The organism is Winogradskyella jejuensis (genome assembly GCF_900129745.1).
Lineage (GTDB): Bacteria > Bacteroidota > Bacteroidia > Flavobacteriales > Flavobacteriaceae > Winogradskyella > Winogradskyella jejuensis.
The window spans coordinates 910,166-929,117 of record NZ_FQWS01000002.1 but is presented as its reverse complement, the minus strand read 5'-3'; the positions used below and the strand labels follow the sequence as shown (position 1 = coordinate 929,117).

General features: G+C 33.0%; 16 protein-coding genes. 8 read left to right on the top strand and 8 right to left on the bottom strand.

What is annotated here, in order from left to right; translation table 11 throughout:
• Nucleotides 1–35 precede the first annotated feature (35 nt).
• From BUB95_RS12095 to BUB95_RS12080, 4 genes are all read right to left on the bottom strand, one after another.
• On the bottom strand, nt 36–2,411 hold the full coding sequence (locus tag BUB95_RS12095) for a PorP/SprF family type IX secretion system membrane protein (protein ID WP_073086817.1): 2,376 nt from the start codon (nt 2,409–2,411) through the stop codon (nt 36–38).
• Nucleotide 2,412: 1 nt separating this feature from the next.
• Nucleotides 2,413–3,876 carry a T9SS type B sorting domain-containing protein gene (locus tag BUB95_RS12090; RefSeq protein ID WP_073086815.1) on the bottom strand — a complete coding sequence of 488 codons (1,464 nt, stop codon included), beginning with the start codon at nt 3,874–3,876 and terminating at the stop codon, nt 2,413–2,415.
• 127 nt (nt 3,877–4,003) lie between these two features.
• Nucleotides 4,004–5,320, bottom strand: a complete 1,317-nt coding sequence (locus BUB95_RS12085; RefSeq protein ID WP_073086813.1) for a hypothetical protein — start codon at nt 5,318–5,320, stop codon at nt 4,004–4,006.
• Between the two features lie 252 nt (nt 5,321–5,572).
• The gene (locus BUB95_RS12080) at nt 5,573–6,025 is read right to left on the bottom strand and encodes a hypothetical protein (RefSeq protein WP_073086811.1); all 453 of its coding nucleotides are present in this window, start codon (nt 6,023–6,025) and stop codon (nt 5,573–5,575) included.
• Between the two features lie 378 nt (nt 6,026–6,403).
• Between BUB95_RS12080 and BUB95_RS12075 the strand changes: the two genes are divergently transcribed.
• From BUB95_RS12075 to BUB95_RS12055, 5 genes are all read left to right on the top strand, one after another.
• Nucleotides 6,404–6,952 (top strand): peptidase associated/transthyretin-like domain-containing protein, encoded by a 549-nt coding sequence (locus BUB95_RS12075; RefSeq protein WP_143185604.1) that lies wholly within the window; start codon nt 6,404–6,406, stop codon nt 6,950–6,952.
• Nucleotides 6,953–7,148: 196 nt separating this feature from the next.
• Nucleotides 7,149–7,499: a hypothetical protein gene (locus BUB95_RS12070; RefSeq protein WP_073086807.1), complete on the top strand. Its 351-nt coding sequence runs from the start codon at nt 7,149–7,151 to the stop codon at nt 7,497–7,499.
• Nucleotides 7,500–7,503: 4 nt separating this feature from the next.
• Complete coding sequence (locus BUB95_RS12065) at nt 7,504–8,583, top strand: hypothetical protein (RefSeq protein ID WP_073086805.1); 1,080 nt, start codon at nt 7,504–7,506, stop codon at nt 8,581–8,583.
• 9 nt (nt 8,584–8,592) lie between these two features.
• Nucleotides 8,593–10,275, top strand: a complete 1,683-nt coding sequence (locus BUB95_RS12060) for a patatin-like phospholipase family protein (RefSeq protein ID WP_073086803.1) — start codon at nt 8,593–8,595, stop codon at nt 10,273–10,275.
• Between the two features lie 95 nt (nt 10,276–10,370).
• On the top strand, nt 10,371–12,380 hold the full coding sequence (locus BUB95_RS12055; RefSeq protein ID WP_073086801.1) for a M13 family metallopeptidase: 2,010 nt from the start codon (nt 10,371–10,373) through the stop codon (nt 12,378–12,380).
• 37 nt (nt 12,381–12,417) lie between these two features.
• Here BUB95_RS12055 and BUB95_RS12050 read toward each other — a convergent pair whose 3' ends face one another.
• A complete protein-coding gene (locus tag BUB95_RS12050) occupies nt 12,418–12,861 on the bottom strand; it encodes a hypothetical protein (RefSeq protein ID WP_073086799.1) in 444 nt (147 codons plus the stop codon).
• Between the two features lie 13 nt (nt 12,862–12,874).
• The gene (gene hpf / locus BUB95_RS12045) at nt 12,875–13,180 is read right to left on the bottom strand and encodes a ribosome hibernation-promoting factor, HPF/YfiA family (RefSeq protein ID WP_073086797.1); all 306 of its coding nucleotides are present in this window, start codon (nt 13,178–13,180) and stop codon (nt 12,875–12,877) included.
• A 153-nt stretch (nt 13,181–13,333) separates the two neighbouring features.
• Here hpf and BUB95_RS12040 point away from each other — a divergent pair, with 153 nt between their 5' ends.
• Together BUB95_RS12040 and BUB95_RS12035 are read left to right on the top strand one after the other, a co-directional pair.
• Nucleotides 13,334–13,999 carry a ferredoxin reductase domain-containing protein gene (locus BUB95_RS12040; protein WP_073086796.1) on the top strand — a complete coding sequence of 222 codons (666 nt, stop codon included), beginning with the start codon at nt 13,334–13,336 and terminating at the stop codon, nt 13,997–13,999.
• Nucleotides 14,000–14,009: 10 nt separating this feature from the next.
• A complete protein-coding gene (locus tag BUB95_RS12035) occupies nt 14,010–14,372 on the top strand; it encodes a DoxX family protein (protein WP_073086794.1) in 363 nt (120 codons plus the stop codon).
• On the opposite strand, the gene BUB95_RS12030 is transcribed toward BUB95_RS12035, so the two are convergent.
• Nucleotides 14,364–14,642, bottom strand: coding sequence for a DoxX family protein (locus BUB95_RS12030; protein WP_234969269.1), 279 nt, complete (start codon nt 14,640–14,642; stop codon nt 14,364–14,366). The genes BUB95_RS12035 and BUB95_RS12030 overlap by 9 nt on opposite strands.
• A gap of 150 nt (nt 14,643–14,792) precedes the next feature.
• Nucleotides 14,793–17,348, bottom strand: a complete 2,556-nt coding sequence (locus BUB95_RS12025) for a ligand-binding sensor domain-containing protein (protein WP_073086790.1) — start codon at nt 17,346–17,348, stop codon at nt 14,793–14,795.
• Between the two features lie 270 nt (nt 17,349–17,618).
• Between BUB95_RS12025 and BUB95_RS12020 the strand changes: the two genes are divergently transcribed.
• Complete coding sequence (locus BUB95_RS12020) at nt 17,619–18,899, top strand: Kelch repeat-containing protein (protein ID WP_073086788.1); 1,281 nt, start codon at nt 17,619–17,621, stop codon at nt 18,897–18,899.
• Nucleotides 18,900–18,952 lie beyond the last annotated feature (53 nt).

Genomic DNA, 18,952 nt, shown 5'->3' with positions numbered 1-18,952 from the left:
CTTGACAGGTAAAGAATGCTTTTAATGATATGTTCTTAGTTTTCGATTTTAATAATTGTCATTTTTGAATTGTACGATTTTGTTCCTCTTTGTTTTATGGTTGAATTTGCTTCTTGGACACTATTGAATTTTTTCTGGTAGATGAAATACTGACTCGTATTTACATCATAGAAAAACTCAATATCTGCTACACCAGAAGCGATAGCTTTAGTTATAAATTCATCTCTTTTTTCTGTATCTGTATGTACTGCAAGTACCATGTAGTAGCCACTTTCAGTATAATTTACATTCTTTAGAATAGTGATATTATTACTTTGCTCAATACCAAAATCAAAATCCTCCGGTTCTAAATTGGCAGTACCAATATCTGTGGATGCTTTAAGATTTTTAAGTGTTGCTCTGTCTTGTGCATAGCGTTCTTCTTCATTATCATACTCTGCACGTTTTATACGACGTCTCTTTTCGAATTCAATACCAATCTGAATTTGCTCTAGTTTATTTTCTAGGTCAAGTTTAATATCATTTGCATTGCGTTGTTCTTTCTTTAGTTCAGCAATCTCCTTCTTATAGTATAGCATCACTAACTCGTTTACAATGGTATCAGCTTCGTACATGTCATCGTATAGTTCTTCAAGCTCTTTTATTTTCTGATTACGCTTTAAGATGACATCATCTAACTCGGTCTTAATAGCCCTGAGTCTATCGTTTTCTTTGGTTACACTCTTAAATGCTTTTGGTTTCACAACTATACCTTGATCACCTAAATCATTCTCCTCTTTAAGATTCTTTAAGTTCTCGTTTTTACCTTCTACAGCCTTATTATATTGTTCTAATAAATCCGATTGCTTAGTCTTATCGTCTTCAGCATCTTTAGTTAAGCTTAGCATGGCTCTACCAAATTCATCCTTTGGATTTGCAATTAATTCGTTTTCAGCTTTCTCTTTTGCAAGTCGTTCGGCTTCTAGTTTTATTGCTTCTTCATCAGCTTTTTCCTTAGCTAAACGTTCTGATTCAATCTTGGCTAGTCTATCAGTCTCTTCTTGCTCTTTTTGAGCTTCAAGTTCTTTTGCTCTTCTCTCTGCAGCTAATTTTTCATCAGCTATTCTTTTTTGTTCAGCAATGCGTTCTCTTTCAAGTTTAGCTAATCTTTCGGCTTCTTGTCGTTGTTTTTGTTCCTCTAGAGCTTTTGCACGCTTATCAGCTTCAATCTTTGCTCTAGCAATGCGTTTTTGCTCTGCAAGTCGTTCTTCTTCAATTTTGGCTAACCTTGCAGCTTCTTCTTGTGCTTCCTTTAAGCGCTCTGCCTCAGCTTTTTCTTTTGCTAATCGTTCTGCTTCTAATTGTGCATTTTCTTGGTCTAGTTTTAGTAATGCTTCTGCTTCAGGGTTTTTTGTTTTTACTGCAGGAACTATTTTTCTTTCAGGTTTTCTAGAGGCTACAACACGACGACGTGGTTTCTTGTCTGTCGAAATTAAACCAGATACTTCATCTTGTCTACTGTAATCAAAATAACGTTCATTCTTAAAACGGTAGGCGAGAGTGACCTCGTGTGAAGGTCCAAAATCTCCGAAAGCCGTTTCAAAATTGTATTCTATAGCTATCTCCTTAGTAATATTAATACCAACACCACCAGAAGCTCCATAAAGTGAATTATATCCACCCTGAAACCAAAGGCCTTTTGGTACATAGACCATAGCATTTGCAGAGATTATAGTTTCATCTTCAGTAAACTCACTTCTCAATAAACCTGAGAATCGACTATCGTCAAAAAATCCACGACTAGACATATAACCAGTATACATTACATGTGCCTGAATTCCCTGATTAGGGTCGTCCTTAAGCATTGAAGAGTTTTCTAAATTGTAGACGAACAAATTGTTTACTGCAACACCAAAATCTAAAAATGTTGTCCCATAATTGATTCCTGGATTTACCGTAAGTAAAAAATTAGAAGGTACATTTTGTAGTGATGGATCCGCAAAATTTGTAGTGGTATTATTAGTATTTATTCCACTGCTATAAGCACCTATATTAAGACCAAATGTTAAGTTATTATCTCTATCTATTCTAGCGTTATATGCAAAGTTGAGAATACCTCCAAAGGTTGTTAATACGCCATAGTTTTGCTGGAATAAGCCAACACCAGCACCAATATTTTCTGCAAAACGTCCTGAATAACTTGCTAAATAGGTGAGCGGTGCATCATTGAATTGTACCCATTCTCTTTTGTTGTATATACTAGCAAATTTATGCTGCTCTCTAACAAAACTAAAAGTTGGGTTAATCGTGTAGCGATTAAACATTAAAGAGTTTCTAACAGGCACATCAAAAGATACCACACCATCATTCTCTTGCGAAAGAAGCAGTTGCGTAGCACAGCTGAAAAGCACTATTAGAAGTCTTATTTTCATATTATTTAATTACAGTTATAGACCCTTTTTCTGTAGTTCCATCTGGTGTTTCTATAATGTAATAGTATACCTGATTGATACTTGTTAAGCCTAAATCCTCTTGAGGCCAATTATTTTGATAATCGTTAGTTTGAAACACCAATTTTCCTTGATTAGTTAATATGCGTATTGATGTATTTGTACCACTAACAAAGCGTTGAGGTATAATCCATGTATCGTTAATGCCATCATTATTTGGACTTATGAGATTTGGAATATTTTCAACATCTGGGAATAAGTCCAAGGCTTCTTGAAGTGTAAATTGATATTCTACAGCCCCAATACAGCCATTATTTTCTGTAATGACTACTTTGTAATTTCCAAATTCTGAAGCATCATATGTTGCGTCAGTTTCATCTTGTATAAGGCTATTGTTAAAGTACCACTCGTAAGTTGGGTTATTCGCATCGTCTGTTACTGTTACCGTTAGTGTTTCGCCTTCTTCCATGGTATTAATTTCTTCAACATTAATATCACTATTAAAGAGCTCACTAACTAAATCTATAGACCCTGTTGCCATACATTCACCTAAATCTACTTGTACGGAAAAATCTCCAGAATCGTTTGTCTGGTACATCTGATTTGTAGCACCCTCGATTATATTTCCGTCTTTATACCATTGATAGCTGTTACCACCAATTGTGGTTAATGTGGTTAATCCTTGTGCAGGACAATAGGGATTACCTAAGCTAGATGCAATTGTAGCATCTGCTTGGCCATTTGTTGCTTCACTAATAGTTACACGATTTGATGCTGAATTAGATGTACAGCTTCCATAATTAGTCTCAACAAAATAAGTACCTTCTGTACTCACTTCTAGTATTGCTCCTTCGGCAACAAAAACCGATGTAGTAGGACTAGTTTCTCTGTACCACTTATAGTTTAGACTAGGGTAGTTAAGTGGAGAATCGTTTGTTGGAGAACCAGGATTGTCAATAGTTAATAAGTAACTGCTTCCAGTGCAATAAGCACCTGTGGAAACCAAGTTATTAATTGAGAATGGTGAATCTTGTAATTTATAATAGGCTGCAAAAGCGACAGATGATGAACTTGTGGCAACTGGAGCAGTACTTTTAATACGAATTTTATAGTTTTCTCCTCCTGTAGTCTGAGGAATTGAAAAATCTAATGAAGCAGGAGAAGCAGTTACTGAGCCTGCAGCAGAAGTGAATATAACTGTTGCATCTGAAAAATCGCCATCTGCATCAGAAAGTTCAACAATAAATTGATTAGAAGCATCTAGGTTAGCCTCAGGAGAAAAAACAAAGGTTGTTGTATAACTATTAAATGATTCACTAGCACATGCCTGACTAAAACCTAATGATGGTGCGCCAATAACTATTTGAGCCTTGGCAGTAAAAGTTAACATGAGTACTGCAATGCACAACCAAAAAGCGCTTGCCTTTATGCTTGTTAAATTATTCATTAGTGAAGTGTGTAGTGTTGTTTTATATATTCTTAGTGTTACAATTGCTTATAATCATCCTAACTAGAGTATATGCTCTAGTTTCGGTAAATGTCAATATTGAAAAGGGTAATGGATTAAGATTTAATTAATCGTCATCAGGATTATCCACGTCCGTTGTAGCTATAATTTTATTGATACGAAGCCTGAAATCTGGGTTTCTAGAATTATTTGAATCAATAAACGTTTCTGAATCTGGACCTTTAGAATATACATTGTCAAATGCACGACTACCATACCAACTTTCTAAGTCTTCATTATCTGAGTTGAATTTGGTAAAGATGTTTCCTTTGCAGTTATTAAAGTAAGTACGTTCAAAATGTATACGCTGTAGATTTTCGTCATTAATTGCAATCTTATTATCTAGTATTACAGCTGGATTAAAGCCAGATATTACACTTTTGTCTAATTTGAAAAAGGTATTTTCTTCTACAAGAATAGCTTCTTTAACCAAACCTATTTTAATATCGTTATCTAAATTCTTGCTTACATTTATGAGAGACATATTTGTTGCATACACATTGGTATGTGGTTTAGATAAGTCTGCATCGTCTATTATATCATAAGAGGATACTTGGATAGATCTAAAACCATCAGAACTTGAAATATAAGGAGATCTTACAGCTAAGGAGTTACTGATGCTAGTTTGTGTTCCATAATTAAATGTATAGTCATTTTTATTAGAACGAAAAGACACCATTTTCTCTAATATCACATTGCCTCCTAATACATTAAAAGAATTTCCTCTGCAATAGCTTACCATAACATTGTCTATAACAGTTTCTTCTCCAACACCTGCAAGTGTTAAGCCACTAAAATAGCCATACTGCTTAGTACGTTTGCCAGCAAATTCAATGCGTACATATCGCATAATACCAGAATTGCTTAAAGTGTTTTCTCCACCATATTTTAGATTTTCAAAAGAATCTGGTTTAAGACCATAGTTTATAGATGCTTCATTACCAAATCTGTTTGTAGGTGCATCTCCAAGAATAAAAACACCACCCCAATCACCAGGCTTTTTTAAAGGCCTATTTGATGTAAATACTATTGGGTCTGTTTGTTCTCCTTTAGCTATTATCTTAGAGCCATTGGCAATGGTCAGAGAGCCATTGGTTTTAAAATCACCTAAGATTACTGTTCCAGGTTCGATTGTAAGAGTTGTACTATCTGTAACAAAAACATCACCAAGTAATAAATAAACATCACGCTTCTTTAGAGTGAGGTCTTTATCTATTGTTCCTGTTAAAATTTGAGAGGGCTCTCCGTAAATTGTTTTGCTTGGATTAAAATCTGTCCAAGAGTCAAGCCAATTATCAAAGCCATAGATTCCTTTTTCTTGCTGAGCAGAAGTGCTACAGATTATAAAAATGAATAAGACGAAGCTTAATGTAATTCTTTTCATACTAGGTTAAGTTTATTTATCTATAAGGGGCATACCAAACATAGTATTATAGCCTATTAAATACAACTAATATCGATGTAATGCATAAATTATTTAGAAAAAAAAGAATATACTTACAATTTTTTGCATTTCGTCTAGGTTTAAATTTTGAATTAGCTAATAAATTGATAATCAATGAAATTTGTTGGTAAGAAAAAAGCCTCAATAATATTGAGGCTTTCATTACATTACATTAATTAAAACTATCGAAATCTAATTCGATTTAAAGTCATTATAGGTATACAAGGATTTTAATGTTGACTCATAAAAAAGGATGGCCGATATTAAATCTGATGTATCTGAGTAGGGTAGTATTTTTTTCTGAAATTCTATAGTACTATCAAAATAGACTTCTGATGCTTCAATATTTTCTTCAAGAGCTTTTTTATTCTCTTTAGTGTTAGGAATACCAATATCACTCATCGTAACATTTGGATTAGTTGCAAAGGCAATGTTTGGAAGTATATTAACAATAACCTCTATACGCTCAATATATAATTGAAGCAATTTACCTTTTGGCATACGGTCTAATTCTTCGCGTTCGTGGTATTTAGATATATTCACTTTCCCACTAATAAAACTTAGTGGTTTACTCTTTTTTTGAGCATATGTTATAGTAGAAACACAGAAAAGTGCAATCACAAGTAGGAGTAATTTAGCTTTCATTTTTATAGTTTTTAATAGACTGGGTGAGACAAATCTATTGAATTAATTAAGAAAACCAAGTAAAATTTAAGTTTTTTTAATAAAAAAATCACCAATAAAGTGTTCGATTTATCAGATAAAGTGTATAAATAAAGGACTAAATGCATATTTTTTAGATGAAATGCTTTTGCTAAAAATTGAACAAAAACTAATGACTTTTTTGAGAAAAATGAATCAATTTTCATCTTACTTGTGCTTATAGTACTTTTTAAAACAAGCCGTTCATCCGAAAATATTGCACCCAAAGTTCTTTCATCGTTTATTTTTTGAATTCATATGATTTCTAAGGGTTTACAAAAATTATTACTCAATTTAGTCGACCAAATTATAGTAAACCCCATGAAAACACTTATTAGATTTACAGCTGTAGTATTGTTTTTGTTAAGTGCACCTACTTTTTCTCAAACCAATGCATTAAGTTATTCTGCTACAATTGGTGATTACGAATCCTCAGACGAAAAGTTCAAAATCTCAGGCACATTATATATGAGTGATGGTGTAACACCAGCTAAGGATTATATAATTACCATTAATCAAGCTGATAAGAATGGTGATTTCATTATTGATGAAAATAACAACTTAATAACGAGTGCGACAGTTAAGACAGATGCTGAAGGTAAATACGAGTTTAAAACCTTTGTACCTGGTACAGACCGCTTATATAACAAACTCCAAGAGATTTTTATGAAAGTCGAAACACCTACTGGAGAATCATATGCCATGCCAACATTATTATTTGATGCCGACCCAAAGCTTACAAAACGTTGCAGAAAACAAATAGCAAAACGAAGCGATATATCTCGTATTTTGAAACTGAATAAAGTTAACGACCAAACCGTTGTAGAACGTGATATGATATTACGATTAGATTTAGACCGAATTAACTAAAAAGGTTTTAGGTTTAATTTTAAATCCCTGAATATATATGATTTAGGGATTTTTTTATACCAAACTAATAGTAAGTTTTATATCTTTACAATTCCCCCTCAATAAAGCTATTACAATTCAATAATTACATTAAGAGGTATTCCTAGTTTAAAAACTAGGGTAGTTTCGTGTTGTGCATTAAACACATATATCTCTTATGAAAACATTCAAATTTAAAGCGGGGGAAAGCGTAAAACTCACCGTAAAGATTAGCTCCGACGCTAATGTAGGTTCTAATGTCAATCTAGACGACATAGTTCTTAAAAAAAGTATAACCAATAAATTTAGTGTAGAACTAGGTAAAATCGAGAAAATCGATGGTAAAACACTTTCGGTTGTTTCAAATTTCTTCGTTATATCTGGAGCAATAGATGCTATAATAGAAGCTAGTCACGTGGATTGCATATTATCTTCCGAGAGTCTATCAGAAAGCATTTCTGCAGCAAAAGTAAAACTAAATGCCAATTTATTTATGGCATACATTGTTGTAAAACTTAAAAAAGACTAAAGTTATGAAAAGTTACTATTTAATCATTCCAATTTTTTTAAGTCTTTGTGTTACAGCACAAGAAGTAGATTTAAGTCAGTTTACATTAGCCAATACATCTTCTCCAGCTTTTGTTTTGGTTGAAGAAACTCCAACAGCAATTTACATGCCCGAAAATTTAAAGGCCTTGGCTATACATGCCTTGGATAATTTTGGCGAAAGTTTATCTGTAGAATTAGCGCCTCATTTTCTAATAAATCAAAATCGTAAGGACAGAACTTATCAGCAATATATTGGTGTAATGGTAGACCCTGATACTAAAGAATTAAAACAAAATCCATTTAGTGGTCTAAATACAACGACACTTTCCTTGGCCTATGTTAATAAAGATTTTTCTGGATTAGCAGATGAACGTAAGACATATTCTCTTGGTTTAAGAACAACATTACTACGTTTTTACAATAAAGAAAAAGTACATGCAAATACTATTGGTATGGCAACAGCTTTATCAAATATTAAGGTACCTTCAGAAGTATTGATTCAAGGAGAAGAAGCTATTCAGGAGTATTATAATAGTAATCAAGATGAAATTAATGCCCTAATTCAACCATTTCAGAAAACAATAAAGCCACTATTTCGATTAGATGCAGCTGCTGGTTATTCTGTATTATTCAAAGAGAATAAAATAGATTCTGGCACAGCTAGCCGCTTTGGAAGTTGGTTAACTGCAGAAACAAGTATTATTCTTAATGAAAATAATGAAGCAAAAACGAATAACTATTTCAATCTTTTTCTTACAGGTCGCTATATTGAAGACGGCTTTAATGCTACAGGTACTGATTTCTTCACCAATTATTATAGAGATTTTGGTGGAAAAGTAGAGTTTGAATTCGGTCGTGTAGGTTTTGCTTATGAATATATTTCTAGAGATGGAACCATTAGTAGTGAGCGCTCTGTAGGAAGTATCAATTTCACTATTACAAAAGATATTACGATTAACGGTGGTTTTGGTAAAGATTTCGCAGTTACAGAGGATAATCTCATTACAATCTTTGGGATTCATTGGGGACTGAACACTGGTAATAGTAAAGTTAAACTCAATTAGATTCATCAAATGACTGATACCAAAAATACATTTCAACCTTTCAACTCTATTGGGCTGTGCTTCAGTGGAGGCGGCTATAGAGCTACGTTTTTTGCATTAGGAATTGTATCTTACTTAGATAATGTATCTTACAACGGTAAATCTTTGTTATCTTCTGTAAAAGCATTGAGCAGTGTGAGTGGCGGAACTTTATTGGCAATAGCCTACGCAAAAGCCGTTCAAGCTAAAGATTACGATTTTAAGACCTTTTTTAAAACCTTCTATCAGGCCTTTACTCCAGAAAATGATAAGCTACTAGAAACAGCCATTGCAAAACTTGAAGACGACGAAGTTTGGAAAGCGCATCCCTATAAAAAGCGCTCGCTTATCAATGCATTTGCATTAACTTATGCAGAAATGCCTGTTTTTAGTGGGAACTTTCAACATTTTGAAACTAAACTCATCAAGCAGTTAGAACAAGTCTGTTTTAATGCTACAGATTTCTCTTTTGGTCTAACGTACAGATTTCAAAATAGAGGTTACTTTGGCAATAATCCTTTGTATCGTAATTATCAGAAGGAAGTTAACGCACTACGAAATGATGTAAAACTAGGTGATGTTATAGCCTCATCTTCTTGCTTTCCTGTCGGATTTGAGCCCTTAGTGTTTCCTGATGATTATTTCGAAAATCATAACTCATCCGAATACAAAAATTTAAAAGGATTGGACCGCTTTATAGATGGTGTAGGCATAATGGATGGTGGCATTGCCGATAACCAAGGGATTGGTAGCATGATGCTGATTAATGAGCGCATGGATAATGGTTTGGATTTGATTATGGTTAACGATGTGGGTAGCTATAAAATGCAACCTTGGCAACAGGATACGAGCACAATAGGAAAGAGCTCTACAGTAAAACTAATAATCAACAAGATTCTCCAGTATTTTACAATCAAGCCATTATACATTATCATCCTTGTTGTTGGTTTGTTATTGGTATTGCTAAATAGTATGAATATATTCGGACCAACGGCTTATACAGGTTTATATATTGTGGGAAGTATTATACTCGGTTTTGGGCTGCTACTTACTGTTTTTGGCTTGGTGGCATCAATCATAAAAACTAATATACTTGGTAGACTCAAACGCATATTCAAAAAGAATGTACCAGAACCTTTGTTAGATGATATTTTAACCTTCCAAAAATTAGATATAAGCTTAGTTCAGCGAATGCTTACAGATAGATTAACCTCTGCCATGACTATGATTAATGATGTGTTCTTGAAACAAATGCGCCGTTTGAATTACGATTTGTTTTATTCTAAATCATTACTAAAAAATAGACGAATCACAGCAACAGTTTATAAGCTGAATGGCCAAGAAACACCATATAATAAGGGCAAAGGCTATAACAAAGACATAAAACCACATCCAAGTAAAAGTTTGCAAAGTGTTGGACTCACAGCATCGGAAACACCAACAACTTTGTGGTGGGACAAAACGGATATTGCCAAAAATCGTATGGAAACACTTATTGCCTGTGGTCAGTTTACAGCCTGCTACGAATTGATGGATTATATTCTAGAACTCAAAAAAGATGAAAATTCTGGTATTACAGATTACACTGAGTTAGATACACTCTACAATGCCTTGGAAAAAGACTGGAAAGCCTTTAATAAGTCTCCGTTGTGGTTGGTAGATAAGTTAAAGTAATTCTAGACAAGGTTAATGCTAGGTTAAATGGTCATCCAAATCTGCAATTACAAATTATTCATTATTATATTTGAGAGAATCAATCTATATTACTCATGAAACGTTTTTTATCCTTAGTATGTCTCATATTCATATTTAATTCTTGTAAAGAGGAACCAAAACCTGAAGTTCAAGCTATTGTTTTTGACGGTATTTCTGAGAATATCAAGCCAGGTGATAACTTCTTTAATCATGTCAATAAAAAGTGGATGGATAGCGCTGTTATTGCTGACGACCAAGTTGGAGTAGGTGCTTACCGTTTTCTAAATATTCCGCAACAAGAGTTACTAAAAAACATCTTAGTTGAAGTCTCTGAGCAAAAGCATCCTAAAGGGAGTGTAGAACAACTTGTTGGCGATTTCTTTGCTTCTGGGATGGATACTACTAAAATTAATGAACGGGGTATAAAACCTATTGAACCAATTTTAAATCGAATTGAAGCTATTGATACTATTGAAGGGCTCACAGAATTTGTAGCAACACAAATACAGTACGGCGATTACTCTATGTTTGGTCCTTACATTTCGCCAGACCAAAAGAATAGCGAATTAAATATCCTACATTTGGCGCAAACAGGCTTGGGATTACCAGATAGAGATTATTATTTTATAGAAGATGAGTCTGTCTTAGAAATACAAAATGCCTATAAAACATATGTAGCACGTTTGTTTGAATTGGTTGGAGATTCAGAAGCTCAATCAAAAGCTGAAATTGTTTACAATATTGAAAAACAATTGGCTGAATCTCATAAAACACGTATTGAACGTAGAGATGTAAAAGCCAACTACAACAAAATGGCTGTTGCAGATTTAGACCAAAGACACAAAAACATTGATTGGAGTAATATATTAGCGCTTCTTGGAGCAACGACAGACTCTGTCGATGTTGCGCAGCCTGCGTATTATGATACTTTAGATAGAATGCTTTCTGAAGTATCATTAGACGATTGGAAACTTTACCTTAGAGCAAATTCAATAGGTTCTCACGATAATATTTTAAGTAAACCCTTTCAAGATGCCGCTTTTGAATATTCTAAGGTACTTTCAGGGCAAACAGAACAGCAACCAAGAGATAAACAAATGGTACGTCGCGTAGACCAGCAAATTGGCTTTGCTTTAGGACAACTATATGTAAAGCGTTACTTTAATGAAGATGCAAAAAAACGAGCTTTAGATTTAGTAAATAATTTCCAGAAAGTATTAGAAAAACGTATTGATAATCTAGAGTGGATGAGTGATAGTACCAAAGTGAAAGCTAAAGAAAAGCTCTTCGCTATAAATAAAAAAATAGGCTATCCTGATGTTTGGCGTACTTACGATGTTACCATTGACCGCAATCAGTTTTTTGAGAACGTGGTTGCATTACGAAAAAGCGATTATCAATACGAGCTTAAACAATTAAATCAACCTCCAAATAAAGACGAGTGGGGCACAACACCATCAACAGTAACAGCCTATTACAATCCGTCATTGAATGAAATAGTATTCCCGGCAGGCATCTTACAAGCACCATATTTTGATTTGTATGCCGATGATGCTGTTAATTATGGAGGAATAGGTATGGTTATAGGTCACGAGTTTACACATGCTTTTGATGATCAAGGGGCACAGTTTGATAAAGACGGTAATGTCACCAATTGGTGGACAGAAGATGACTATAAAAAATTCAAAGAAAAGACCAATCAGATTGTGAAACAATACGGTGCATTTACTGTTTTAGATAGCGTTCATCTTAAAGGTGCCTTAACGGTTGGGGAAAACACAGCAGATAATGGCGGAATAGCTATTGCGTATGATGCCTTTAAACTGACCAAACAAGGTCAAGACACGATTAAAATTGGAGGCTATACGCCTGACCAACGTTTCTTTTTATCTATAGCCAATATATGGCGTGTAAAAATGCGTGATGAGTTTTTAAGAAATTATGTTGCTAATGACCCACACTCACCACCAATGTGGCGTGTTAATGGACCATTAATGAATTTTACACCGTTTTATGAAGCCTTTGATGTAAAACCTGGTGAGGCTAATTATAGGACAGAAGAGGAGCGCATAAAGATTTGGTAGAAATCTATATTAAAACTCTTTAATATTTTATTTGCTTCTACAGAAATGTATCATTGTTTGTTTGGCTTTCAATTGTAGGGTCTTCAAAATGAAGTGTTTTTTCTAAGCCTGCAGAGTCAACATTAAAGAATTTTAATATAGATGTGTATTGAGTGATATGCTCTATGCGATTATCCTCTAGAAGAATTGCTCCGATTAAAGCATCGGGGTATTTTGCTAATATTTTTACTAAATCATCCTCTTCAAAATCTGTATTTCTATCTAAATCATCAATTTTACTTTTATCTATTAAGTCGTTTAAACTAATATTTAAGCGTACCGCAATATCATGCCATTGGGTATCAGACGGCATAGATTCTTTTATGTCTTTAAAAAAAACTGCCTTTTTTGTTGCCTCAGCCAGAGCCTTTAGTTGCTTACCAAATTTAGTTCCAGATGCGTAAATACAAGTAATTTGTTGTTTTTCGGTATTAATTGTCATTGTAAGTTGGTTATTAGTAAGATTTCATGGTTTCTTTTTTCTTTTTCAATTGTCTTGTCAAATCATTGATGCATTCGTTTACTGCACCTCTAAAATTATCTTGACTTGATTCTGCAAATAATCTTGGACCTGGAGCGCTAAGTCTAATGCCTGCTTTCATTCCAGTATTATCGTTGGATGTGTTTTCAGTTTTAAAGAAAACATCTGCACGAACTACAAATTCGTTATGATTGAAAATCTTTTCTAGTTTTTCTCTTGTGTAAGTTTCTAGACTTTCACTAGCCGTTACATCGTGGTATTCAAATATTATGTCTTTCATAGTTTAATTATTTTGTTTAATTTAATAAACACAAAAATTAAACAAAAACAAGGATTTTAATAGTATTTTAAGACTTATATCTAATCTTTAAATTTTAATTTTTATTTAAGGAACTTTTAAATTCTATTCTATATTTTAAAAAGAAAACAACTAATGGAACATCAGATTACTATTGAACAAATTGAACACATTAATCATAACGTAATAAGAATAATTACAAGTAAACCAAGTGGATATTCTTTTTCTCCCGGTCAAGCAACAGAAATGGCTATAGATAAGGATGGTTATAGAGAAAAGAAAAGGCCATTTACATTTACAAGTTTGCCAGAAGACAATAAATTAGAGTTTACCATTAAAGTATATAATTCCCATAATGGTGTAACAGATGAGCTAGAGACTTTAAAAGTTGATGATAAGCTAATAATAGGTGATGCTTGGGGTGCGATTTCTTATAAAGGTGAAGGCACTTTTATTGCTGGTGGTGCTGGAGTAACACCATTTATTGCTATTCTAAAGGATTTGCAGCGCAAAGGCGAGTTAAAAAATCAGAAATTATTATGTAGTAATAAAAAAGAGAAGGATATTATCCTAAAAAATAATTTTGAAGCATGGCTTGGTAATAATGCAACTTTTATCTTGTCAGAAGAAAACCATTCAGATTATTACAATGGGCATATAGATAAACAATTTCTTAAATCACAGAACTTAGATATTTCTAAACCCGTATATTTATGTGGACCACCAGCTATGGAATCTGCTGTTAAAACAGATTTATATGCCATGGGATTATCAGAGAATTTACTAATTACAGAAGCATAAAATATTTAATATGGAATATCTAATTACAGTCTTAAAACTTATTGTAGGTCTTAGCCTATTGAATGTATGGCTTTTACAACGTGATAAAAACACAAAATGGCGTGGTGGAAATGCATCTACCTTAAGTGAAGAGTTTAAGGTTTATGGGCTATCGCCATATATGTTTAAAATAGTTGGCGGGCTTAAAATTATCCTTGCAATTGGTCTCTTACTATCAATCTATTATACAAGCTTTGCCTCAATATGTGCTATTGGATTGGCTATTTTATTAACTGGTTCTATTGCAATGCATCTTAAAATTAAAGACCCATTATTTAAATCTTTTCCTGCTGCATTATTTTTAACACTATGTCTTATTATAGCATTAAGTTAATAAAAGGGATAACGAAAAACTTTTGTAAAATATATATAAGCTCAGTAGAGCATAAATAAGAGCTGGCGCCGATTTTAGAGCGCCATCTTTTATTTTAAGCCTGGTCGAAAACCCTAAAACCATTAATATAAATAGACCAAGGGCTGAAACTTTTAAGAGTAGAAGGTTATAATGTAATCCTAATAATAGCCCTAATCCACCCATTAATTGGAGAATACCTACGATGACTCGAAACTTGGCTAAGCCGTAACGCTCGAATTCTAATTTCATATATTTTTTATGAAGGCAACTCTTCCCGAAAATAATAAAAGAGAGTGCTACAAAGTATATTATCAATGATAATGTAGTCATCCAGTAAAGGTATGTGTTTTTTCTAGTTACTTCTGAATTTAAAATTTTAAAAAAAAGAAAGTTAACTTATTAAAACTTAATATTTTCTAGTTCTTTTAGGTAGGTTTCTCCAACAGGGATTTTATTATCTTTAATAACAACCCAATTACGGCCTTTGCTAGATACTTGGTCTATTCGTATAATATAGGAGCGATGTACTCTAAGGTATTCTAAACTATCTGGCGTGCTACTAATAAAATCACCTATTTTGCACCTTATAGTATATGCCTTCTTTAAAGTGACAATATCTAAATAATTACCTTGAGAATGAACGAATAAAATCTCATGAGTCGGTATCTTAAAATCCTCTCCATTTGCTCTAAACTTATAAAACTGTTCCTTGCGCTTAAGACGTTTAACAGCTAGTCGCATAAGCTCTCTTATAATATCCTTATTATAGGAAAGAACTCTGAGCTTAAAAAACAAATAGAAAAGACCAGAAACAAAAATGAATGCTAAGGTCTTAAACCACCAGCTTTTCCAAAATGGAGGTTGTATTTGAAAAGAATAAGATGTCAGCAGATTGTTTTCAATATTATTAACTTCAGCTTTAGCTTCAAAAGTATATATACCTGGAGAAAGGGAAGGAAAACTAATAGTGCGATTAACCGTACTTGACCAAGACGAATCAATTTCTTTAAGTCTGTAGAGATATTCAATTTTATCAACATTACGATGGGAGACTGCTTCAACTTCAAAATCTATTGAGTTTTGGTTGTGTTTAAGCTTTATATTCTTTTCATCTACTTTTGTTTTATTAACACGAACATCTTTTAAGTTTAACGATAACACATTTACACTATCTTTTTTATCAATTAAGTCTTTTTTAAAGAAACAAAGTCCTCGTTTTGTGGCTACCCAAACCGTATCGTTGATTATTTCTACATCATTAATGTCATTACTCAATAGGCCATCGGATTTTGTAATGGTATCAACTGAAAATGTGTTACTAGATTTAAATTTAATTCTATTTAGACCAGTATTGGTACATGCCCAAACAGTAGAGTCATTTTCAATATGTACCTCATTGACAATATTATTAGTCAACCCTTTAGATGTGGTTATATTATAAATACTATCATTGTATACAATAACACCATTATCTTGTGAAGCCATGTAAACTGTATTTGTTTCTTTGGGGGTATCTAAATCATACAATCTTGATTTAAGTAAAGGAGAAGGTTGATGAGGCATAATTTTATTATCCTTTTGAATATAAAGACCAGATGGTGTAGCTATCAATACATTGTTCTTGTAAGCACATACATCTTCTGTTCTCAAACCAGCATCATAGTATACAATGGAGTCTTTCTCAACCATTTTAAAAACATTTGAAGCAACATTAATTAATGGATTTAATACGTCTTCTGATAGTTTTCTAACGCCATTAATAAAAATTGTGGGTTCTTGTTTGTTTGAGAGATTCAACATTTTAAAGTCACTCGCTCCGTGAACTTCTAACTTTGATGAATTAAACTCGACAAATGCAGGGCGATCATTTTTTCCTTTGTAAAGCAACTCGGTATTAAAATTTAATATACGGGCTATATTTCCATTATGATACCCCAAAAACAGTTGTCCTTTGTCATCTTTAACCAAAGAGACAACATTATCATTGGTATATACTTTTATTTTTGGATTTTTAACTCTGTAGACCCCATCATCTAGTGTAGTAAACCAATAACTTCCTTCAGCATCTATCAAAAAATTACTTACAGATTTTTTTTGCAAAAAAGAGTCCAAGATATTACCAGAAGTATCTCTGATTTCTGCACCTTTACTATAGTAACCTACCCAAAAACTACTGTCAGAAATTCGTTGTATTCCTATTGGGAATTGTTCTGTTTCATAGTATTTTACATCTTTATTTTTTGTAGCAATACCTAGCTTATGATCAATAAATACATGCTGATTATCATTTAATTTTATAACATCGAGTCTTGAAGTAATACTGTTTTCTATTGGGATTATTGAAAGCTGATTTTTCTCTGAATACCTATGATTTATTGCACTAAAGGCATTGCCGTCACTCAATATTCCTATTCCTGTGTGATTTTTACGTTTTAAATACGGTAAGTGAGCATGTAAGTCTTTATTGTAAATCTTCTCTAAGTTTCCATCGTTTGAAACTTTAATAAAGCCTTTAAAGAGATATCCACCTAACAATAAACTACCATCCTTATCTGTGAAAATACTTTTAACCGTAGTGTTTGGTGTTATTACCTTTCTTAAAATATCATTAAAAGGATAAATCTTAAAACCATCAAAAACTTCATCAAAATAGAAAAGTGTGCGTGTATGAAGTTCGAAACAAAATACTTTACCGTCATATTGCGGATAAAAATCTAGTATAGTATTTCCTGGTAAACCATCCTCGGTTGTGTAATTTTTAAATTCGTAGCCATTAAAACGAGACAATCCTTTATCTGTGGCAAACCATATATAGCCTAATTTATCTTGATACACATCATAAACTTCGGAACTTGGAAAACCTTCATCAACACCAAAATGCTCATAAATATAGGTTTGAGAATAGCCTATTTGAAGTGCAAGAAGTAGTACAAAAATAGATTTGATAGCTTTCAATAAAAATATGTTTAAACAAATGTAATATTATTTAACATAGGACGAATATAGCCCTCTTTATGTTGGTCACAATTTTGATAGGTTTCGTCACAAGTCCTTTATTAATAGGCAACTCTAGGGTCTGTATTGAGTTTTTTTCAGTTTGATACTATCAAAAATATCTTCATCACTTTTTAATATAGGTTTCGTCACAAATTATTTTTTTCTTACTAAAAGTACAGTTTTCTCATGATACTTTGGTGTCAGTATAATCTTAATAATGAATTAAAAATGAAAAAAACTCTCAAATTTACAAACCTCTTAATGTTTGCAGTATTACTTATCAGTTTTAGTTGTAGCGATGACGACAGTGTAGAAATTACGCTTGAAGATTTAACCGTAACTATTGACGAAAATCCTTTAAATGGGCAAATCATAGGGACTGTTGAAGTCATGGGAACATCAAGTCCAGACTTTAGTATTTCTAGCCAAACACCAAACGGTGCCTTAAATATTGATGCCAGTTCTGGTGAACTAACTGTAGCAGACGCGGCATTATTTGATTTTGAAACTAACCCTGTAATCACAGCAACTATTTCTGCTATTGGAACTTCAAATACAGCAGCAGTTACGATAAACCTTTTAGACACTCATGAAGCACTTACAGGACAATTTAGTGAAGTAACAGTAACTGGAAATATTTTTTCAGCGAGATGGAGACATCAGGTCGTAAGCTTTAATAATAAAATATGGGTAATTGGTGGAGAAGATACATCTGGCCGTAAAAATGACATTTGGAGTAGTACAGATGGTATTACTTGGCAAGAAGAAACACCTATTGGAAATCATTTTTCAGAACGAACGCTTCACACAGCTATCGTATTTGATGATAAAATATGGGTCATTGGTGGACGAACCATAGGAAACTCTCTTCTTAATGATGTATGGAGTTCTCCCGATGGTGTAACATGGACTCAAGTTGGTAATGTACCTTTATTTATAGATACGGCATCATTAACTGTTTTTGAAAATAAATTATGGCTTGTAGGTGGACGTACTGCTGGCTCTCAAAACAATAGCGATATCTTTTCTACATCAGATGGAATAACTTGGGATGTAGAAACAACAACAGGTAGTTTGTTTTCTCCAAGATTTCTGCATCAAGCATTTGTACTAAACAACAAATTATTTGTGACTGGAGGTAATGATAATAGTACAGTAGTAAATGATACTTGGAGCTCTACAGACGGTACTAATTGGTTAGAAGAAAACAGTAATTCTAACATTTACTCTCCTAGATATTACCATAATACTTTTGTTAAAAATAATGATACTGTATTTTTAATAGGAGGTGCTTCTGGATCAACAGGAGCAAATTATAAAGATTTATGGACCTCTATAGATGGTGTTAATTGGTTAGAAAATGTAGATGTATTTCCAGCAGGGTATTCTGTAAGAAGAGGTCAGCAAACTGTATTCCATAACGATACAATTATTGTTATAGGCGGAAACTCAGGAAGTAGCAGTTCATCTCCAACCTTATTAAACGATGTATGGAAGTATGATTTTTAGAATTAAAATGATTTGATATAATATAAATTTGGAGCCATTTATAATCTGTATTC